The following is a 6,531-nucleotide window of genomic DNA, read 5'->3' on the forward strand; positions in this document are numbered from 1 at the left end:
TACCCCTCTCCGGACTGCACGGAAGCCATGGGGCTGTATACCGGAGGCGTTGGAAAACAGGATTGACGAAGTTTTCCCGGCGCGGTCCGGTATCTGGGCCATGAGATAAGAGGGGAAGATGATGGATATTAAAATTAAAAAAGGAACCATGCAGCATCGGAAAGACTGCGAAGAAGCACTCTTGAACTCGGAATTGGGGAAACGGTATTTTGCCAGCGAGGGGAGCGGTGAGAGCGCCGTATTAGAGGGGTTAGAGCAGGGGAATCTGTATATCGCTCTGATCAAGGACCGGTGTGCAGGTTTTTTTTATTACATACCAAAGGGGTGTTTTCACAGATTCCCTTACTTACACCTCATTGCTGTGAAAGAGGAATACAGAGGCCAGGGGATTGGCAGAAAGTTAATAGATTACCTGGAAAATGTAGTTTGTGCCGATGCTCACAAACTATTTTTGGTTGTTGCAGATTTCAATCCGGAAGCGAAGCGTTTTTACGAAAAAAATGGCTATCGGCAGGTGGGGGAGATTCCCGGCCTTTACAGAGAGGGAATAACGGAATACATTATGATGAAGAAAAAATGAGTGAAGCCCGGCCAGACAAAGACTCTTGATTATTTATGCCAACCTGTGTTATGATTTCGGTTAGGCGGCAGCGCAGTTGCTGTGTCCTTTTGGATTCGTGATCCGAAAGATGGACTGAAATAAATAATGAAAGAAACGAGGATCTGTCTATGTTAGATATATGTTTGCTGGGCACGGGAGGTATGATGCCTCTGCCGTATCGGTGGCTGACTTCCATGATGGCGCGCTGTGATGGAAGCAGCCTTTTAATCGATTGCGGCGAGGGAACGCAGATTGCGCTGAAGGAAAAGGGATGGAGCCCCAAGCCGATTGACGTCATCTGCTTTACTCATTACCACGCGGACCACATCAGCGGTCTGCCGGGACTTCTTTTAACCATGGGAAACGCGGAACGGACAGAACCCCTGACCATGATCGGCCCCAGGGGGCTGGAGCGGGTGGTGACGGCGCTTCGCGTGATCGCACCGGAACTGCCCTTTGAACTGAAATTCATCGAGCTCAGTGAGCCGAGAGAACAGCTTAAGATGGGGCCCTACGTGATTGACGCGTACCGTGTGAATCACAACGTGGTCTGTTACGGATATTCCATTTCCATTCCGAGAACGGGCCGTTTCGATGTGGAACGGGCGAAAGAGTATGAGATACCTCAGAAATTCTGGAGCCGTCTGCAGCGGGGAGAGACCATGGAAGAGGACGGAAAGGTATTTACACCGGACATGGTTCTGGGCCCGACGCGGAGAGGCTTAAAGGTTACGTACTGTACCGATACGAGACCGGTGCCGGTGATTGCCGAATATGCGAAGGATGCGGATCTCTTTATCTGTGAGGGCATGTACGGTGAGGACGGCAAGGAGGCCAAGGCCAGAGAATACAAGCACATGACCTTTTACGAGGCGGCCAGGCTGGCGAAGGAAGCGAATCCGAAGCAGCTGTGGCTGACCCATTACAGTCCTTCCCTGACGAGGCCTGAGGAGTTTATGGACAAGGTAAGAGAGATCTTTCCGCGGGCAAAGGCGGCGAAGGACGCATGGACCGTGGAACTGGAATTTGAGTAACGATTCAGCCGTGCGGCAGTATGTACGGAAAAGTGTGTTACAAGCTCGCTTGTATAAGCGCTTTTTTGTACATACTGACATAGGGCTGAACGCCCGGGCTTCATGTTTTCGGGCTTTTCGAAAACATGAAGATGCACGGCGAAATTGTTACGAATTTGATGAAGATTGATGAGGCAAATGAAATGAAAAAGAATCATACTGAGGAAGATGTCTATATACTGGCGATTGAGAGCTCCTGTGATGAGACCGCGGCGGCGGTGGTGAAGAACGGCCGGGAAGTGCTGTCCAACATCATCTCCTCCCAGATTGCACTCCACACCATCTATGGCGGAGTGGTGCCCGAGATCGCGTCGAGAAAACATATTGAAAAGATTAACCAGGTGGTGGAAGCGGCCCTTTCTGAAGCCGGGATGACACTGGAGGAGATGGACGCTGTCGGCGTGACCTACGGGCCAGGCCTGGTAGGCGCGCTTTTGGTGGGCGTAGCCGAGGCAAAGGCCATCGCCTATGCGGCTAAGAAGCCGCTGGTCGGAGTCCATCACATCGAGGGGCATGTTTCCGCCAATTTTATCGAGCATCCGGAGCTGGAACCGCCCTTTATGTGTCTGATTGTCTCAGGCGGCCATACGCACCTCGTTGTAGTGAAGGATTACGGTGAGTTCGAGATCCTGGGCAGAACGAGAGACGACGCGGCGGGAGAGGCATTTGACAAGGTGGCCAGGGCTGTGGGACTGGGATACCCGGGCGGTCCGAAGATCGATAAGGCTGCGAAAGAGGGCAATCCGCAGGCCATCCGTTTTCCGAGGGCAAAGGTGGAGGCCAACGTCTACGATTTCAGCTTCAGCGGCCTCAAATCAGCCGTGTTGAATCACATCAACCATGCGAAGATGATGGGGGAGGAGATCAATGTCCCCGATTTGGCGGCCTCGTTCCAGAACGCGGTTGTGGACGTGCTGGTGAGCCATACGATAGCGGCGGCGAAGGAATACGGATTTCATAAGGTGGCGATCGCCGGAGGCGTGGCATCCAACTCCGCTCTTCGTGAGGGGATGAAGAAGGCGTGCAGCAAGGCGGGAATTGATTTCTATTATCCATCCCCCATTTACTGTACGGACAACGCCGCCATGATCGGTGTCGCGGCCTATTATGAATACATGGGCGGCGCCAGGGCGGGCTGGGATTTAAACGCAGTGCCGAACCTGAAGCTGGGAGAGCGTTAAACGGCGAATAGAGCCGGAACCAGGGACTGAAAGAGGGGGGGATACGTGAAGATGCGGGAATGCAGAAATACGGCGGCCATCGTTCTGGCTGCCGGAAAAGGAACGCGCATGGAAAGCGATATTCAGAAGCAGTATCTGGAACTGGGGGGAAAGCCTCTCATTTACTATGCGTTAAAAGCATTTGAAGACAGCCCGGTAAAGCAGATTATTCTCGTCACCGGACGGGGAGAGACCGGGTACTGCAGAAAAGAGATTGTGGAGAGATTCGGCTTTCAAAAGGTCAGTCAGATCACGGAGGGCGGCAGAGAGCGGTACCACTCCGTGTTTGAGGGGCTGAAGGCGGTGACAGACTGTGATATTGTCTTGATCCACGACGGCGCAAGGCCCTGTGTCACCGGGGAGATCATTTCCGCGGCTGTAGAGGGGGCCGGCCGTTACGGCGCCTGCGTGGTGGGAATGCCGGTGAAGGACACGGTGAAAATGTCTGATGACGACGAATTTGCCGTCATGACACCCGACAGAAGCCGTCTCTGGCAGATTCAGACGCCTCAGGCCTTCGATTATGGCCTGATCTTCGGCGCTTACTCGAAGCTGCTTTCATCGGAAGCGTATCAGACCGGTGTGACGGACGACGCTATGGTCGTGGAGAGTATGACGGACCGGAAGGTGAAGCTGATCCGCGGCGACTATTCCAATATCAAGGTGACCACGCCGGAGGACATGGATCTGGCGGAGGTATTGCTGAGAAGAAATCATATGATTTAGCTGACAATAGAAGAGGAATACGGACAGAAAAAAGAGTTTGACCGGGTGATACCAGTCAAGCTCTTTTTTGCGGCTTATTTTTGCCCTGCCTTCAACAGATCCTTTATCAGGAGATGAAGATGATCCAGCTGCTCACGATTCAAGTGCTGTGCATCTTCCATAATATCTTTTAGTTTGGCAGGACAGGGTCTCTCCACAGCAAAAAAGTCGGAGGGTTCGATGTTTAAATACTCACATATATAAAAGAACCCCATCATGGATGGGAGAGCGGTCCCATTTTCTATTTTATGGATATATGTGGGGTTCTGGCCCAGTGACAGACTCATGTCCCGCGCGGATACGCCTTTTTGTGTCCGCAGCTCAGAAAGACGTTTTGCAAAATTGAAGTCGATATACATAAAATACCCCCTTCCAGTTTCATAGTATTGCATTCAATGAAATATATGTAGCAAATAATGCAATCCCTCACTTGACATATTGCATTGATTACAATATTATTAACCATATGGAGTATTAAATGTATGATGCGAACACATTTCTCAAAATGCACTGGAATAACGAATGAATAGGAGCGTGAAACAATGGAAAAAATACGGGAAGGAAGCGGCAGAACCGATTTGCTGGAGCAGTTAAGTTCCAGAATGGGCTGCCAGTATTTATCCGATTTACGCGGGACGAAACGCAGGTTCCAATGCCGCGCCGCTCTTGACGAGATTCCTGCTGAGGAATATACTACAGAGACCTGGAATGATGCAATCTACTATATCACCGGCGAAAAGACGGAGTATTCCGCATCGACAGAGGCCAAAAAAGGTCTGATGATACGGCTTGAAAAGAACAGCCAGATGTGATGAGAAAATGAAAACATCCCCCTCACACGCATTTCGGGGAGATTTCAGCAGGTAAAAGATATCCACAGAATATTTCCTGAGAGAGAAGTTTACGGCTCTTTCAGGAGGTATTCTGTGGATATCTTTTTTCTGTTTTTTCCTGCTCCGGATAGTGTTCAGGAGGGGGAAATACCGGCGGGAATCCCGAAATGACGGTGGACTGGCACTGGTATTCCGGTTGAAAAACCCCCTTCGTTACTGTATAATAGAAAGATAACGATCGCGCGCTTAAGCTGCGTGTGGGGAAAACTATATTTAGGAGGTAGTATGATGGAGTATCTGAAACTTATCGGAATTGTAATCGTCATTGTCGGCTTTGCATTAAAGCTGGATTCTATTCTGATCATCTTTCTGGCAGCTGTTTCCACGGCTCTCGTCGGAGGACTGGGAGTAGGCGGACTGCTGGAAAACCTGGGAAGCAATTTTGTATCAAACAGAAGTATGGCTATTTTTATTATTATCTTACTTGTGACCGGAACGCTGGAACGCAACGGGCTTCGTGAGGCGGCTGCGGACTTTATCCGCAAATTCAAGAATGTGACCGTCGGAAAGCTGGTATGCATCTATGGAGCCATGCGTTCCTTTTTTGGTGCGTTTAACGTGGGCTTCGGCGGTGTTGCCGGCTTTATACGTCCGGTACTTCTGCCTATGGCGGAAGGCGCCATCTCCGAAGATGACGAGCCTGCGGATGAGGACTACATAGAGGAGGCGAAGGGAATGGCTTCCGCTATGGAGAATATCAGCTGGTTCTTCTTCCAGGTCCTGTTTGTAGGCGGTTCCGGCGGACTTCTCGTCCAGGGTACGTTAAAGGGACTGGGTTATGAAGTAGAGCTCATCGATCTGGCCAAGGTGGAGATTCCGGTGGCTTTGACGGCGCTTGTCGTCGCCTGCATCTATTTCACTCTGAAGGACAAGCGTCTCAGACAGAAATACTTAAAATCCGGCAGATCAGAAAAAGGAAAATCATAACCAGGAGGTAGTCACTCATGTCATTTTTTATGGATTCAGCAATTTCACTCAGCAGTAAGCTGCTGGAGTGCGTATATATCATCATCGGCCTGATTACCATTTACGCAGGCGTTAAAAATTTACTGGACAAAGAGAACCCGGCCCGCTACGGAACGTTTGTATTTTGGACCTCCTTCGGTATCGTGTGTGCTCTTGGCCACTGGCTGCCCACCAAGGTCTCGGGAATTCTCGTCATCATCATGATCATCCCGGCCATCTTCAAACGTGTAAAAGTTGGAAAACAGACGATTCCGACAAAAGAGTACTCAAGGAAGCAGTATGAGAAAATCGGCATGAAGATTTTCCTTCCCGCTCTGACCATGGGTGTGATGTCTCTGGCCTTCGCGCTGCTGACCAAGATCAGCGCTCTGGTGGGGGTCGCTGTCGGCGTTATCATCTCTATCATTCTGTTAATGGCTTATTCGAGGGACAACCGCCCTTCTACGTTTCTCAAGGATTCCGAGCGTTTCCTGTCCATGATGGGACCGCTCTGTATGCTGCCGCAGCTGCTGGGCGCACTGGGAGGCGTGTTCACGGCCGCCGGCGTAGGTGAGGTAATCGGAAAGATTGTCTCAGGTATCGTCCCTCCGGGAAATGTAACCATAGGAATTATTGTATTTGCCATCGGCATGGTATTATTTACGGCCATTATGGGCAATGCTTATGGAGCGATCACGGTTATGACGATCGGTATCGGAGCGCCCTGTATCTTAAACTACGGCGCGGATCCGGTGGTAATCGGCATGATAGCTTTAACCTGCGGTTTCTGTGGAACGCTGTTGACACCGATGGCGGCCAATTTCAACATTGTACCAGTAGCTATCCTGGATATGAAGAACCGTTTTGGCGTAATCAAGAATCAGATCGTTGTAGCGCTCATTATGATTGTCGTTCAGATTATCTATATGATCGCGCTGCACTAAAAATCAGAACATAAAGAAATGGAACGCAGAGCACATGGAACTGGAAGAGGGAGCAAAAATTATTATTAACCGATGGCTGAAGCTGAAGCC

At 50.3% G+C, this 6,531-nt stretch carries 9 protein-coding genes (1 of these 9 running past the window's edge); 8 read left to right on the plus strand and 1 reads right to left on the minus strand.

Annotation, left to right across the window (positions count from 1 at the left end; all coding sequences use genetic code 11):
• Positions 1–118 precede the first annotated feature (118 nt).
• From M1L66_RS05100 to ispD, 4 genes are all read left to right on the plus strand, one after another.
• Positions 119–580, plus strand: coding sequence for a GNAT family N-acetyltransferase (locus tag M1L66_RS05100; RefSeq protein ID WP_434691353.1), 462 nt, complete (start codon positions 119–121; stop codon positions 578–580).
• Between the two features lie 149 nt (positions 581–729).
• On the plus strand, positions 730–1,635 hold the full coding sequence (locus M1L66_RS05105; RefSeq protein WP_002601512.1) for a ribonuclease Z: 906 nt from the start codon (positions 730–732) through the stop codon (positions 1,633–1,635).
• Between the two features lie 182 nt (positions 1,636–1,817).
• Positions 1,818–2,855 carry a tRNA (adenosine(37)-N6)-threonylcarbamoyltransferase complex transferase subunit TsaD gene (gene tsaD / locus M1L66_RS05110; RefSeq protein ID WP_002601511.1) on the plus strand — a complete coding sequence of 346 codons (1,038 nt, stop codon included), beginning with the start codon at positions 1,818–1,820 and terminating at the stop codon, positions 2,853–2,855.
• 51 nt (positions 2,856–2,906) lie between these two features.
• A complete protein-coding gene (gene ispD, locus M1L66_RS05115) occupies positions 2,907–3,620 on the plus strand; it encodes a 2-C-methyl-D-erythritol 4-phosphate cytidylyltransferase (RefSeq protein WP_434694194.1) in 714 nt (237 codons plus the stop codon).
• 74 nt (positions 3,621–3,694) lie between these two features.
• Here ispD and M1L66_RS05120 read toward each other — a convergent pair whose 3' ends face one another.
• Positions 3,695–4,018 carry a helix-turn-helix domain-containing protein gene (locus tag M1L66_RS05120; RefSeq protein WP_187023035.1) on the minus strand — a complete coding sequence of 108 codons (324 nt, stop codon included), beginning with the start codon at positions 4,016–4,018 and terminating at the stop codon, positions 3,695–3,697.
• 183 nt (positions 4,019–4,201) lie between these two features.
• On the opposite strand from M1L66_RS05120, the gene M1L66_RS05125 reads away from it, so the two are divergent.
• From M1L66_RS05125 to M1L66_RS05140, 4 genes are all read left to right on the plus strand, one after another.
• Positions 4,202–4,471 (plus strand): hypothetical protein, encoded by a 270-nt coding sequence (locus M1L66_RS05125; protein WP_187023036.1) that lies wholly within the window; start codon positions 4,202–4,204, stop codon positions 4,469–4,471.
• A gap of 306 nt (positions 4,472–4,777) precedes the next feature.
• Complete coding sequence (locus tag M1L66_RS05130) at positions 4,778–5,479, plus strand: 5-oxoproline transporter, DUF969 family subunit (RefSeq protein ID WP_198292943.1); 702 nt, start codon at positions 4,778–4,780, stop codon at positions 5,477–5,479.
• A gap of 17 nt (positions 5,480–5,496) precedes the next feature.
• Positions 5,497–6,441, plus strand: coding sequence for a DUF979 domain-containing protein (locus M1L66_RS05135; RefSeq protein ID WP_187023037.1), 945 nt, complete (start codon positions 5,497–5,499; stop codon positions 6,439–6,441).
• Between the two features lie 34 nt (positions 6,442–6,475).
• Positions 6,476–6,531 carry the start of an aminopeptidase gene (locus tag M1L66_RS05140; RefSeq protein WP_187023038.1) on the plus strand. 928 nt of this gene lie beyond the right edge of the window, so only the first 56 of its 984 coding nucleotides appear in the window; it begins with the start codon at positions 6,476–6,478; its stop codon lies off the right edge, out of view.

Origin of the sequence: Hungatella sp. SB206 (assembly GCF_051132295.1) — a bacterium.
GTDB lineage: Bacteria > Bacillota > Clostridia > Lachnospirales > Lachnospiraceae > Hungatella > Hungatella effluvii.

Bases quoted from the DNA above. Each gene is read 5' to 3' on its own strand.
- ispD (WP_434694194.1), top strand. From the start codon at position 2,907: ATGCGGGAATGCAGAAATACGGCGGCCATCGTTCTGGCTGCCGGAAAA.
- M1L66_RS05125 (WP_187023036.1), top strand. From the start codon at position 4,202: ATGGAAAAAATACGGGAAGGAAGCGGCAGAACCGATTTGCTGGAGCAG.
- M1L66_RS05130 (WP_198292943.1), top strand. From the start codon at position 4,778: ATGATGGAGTATCTGAAACTTATCGGAATTGTAATCGTCATTGTCGGC.
- M1L66_RS05105 (WP_002601512.1), top strand. From the start codon at position 730: ATGTTAGATATATGTTTGCTGGGCACGGGAGGTATGATGCCTCTGCCG.
- tsaD (WP_002601511.1), top strand. From the start codon at position 1,818: ATGAAAAAGAATCATACTGAGGAAGATGTCTATATACTGGCGATTGAG.
- M1L66_RS05100 (WP_434691353.1), top strand. From the start codon at position 119: ATGATGGATATTAAAATTAAAAAAGGAACCATGCAGCATCGGAAAGAC.
- M1L66_RS05120 (WP_187023035.1), bottom strand. From the start codon at position 4,018: ATGTATATCGACTTCAATTTTGCAAAACGTCTTTCTGAGCTGCGGACA.
- M1L66_RS05135 (WP_187023037.1), top strand. From the start codon at position 5,497: ATGTCATTTTTTATGGATTCAGCAATTTCACTCAGCAGTAAGCTGCTG.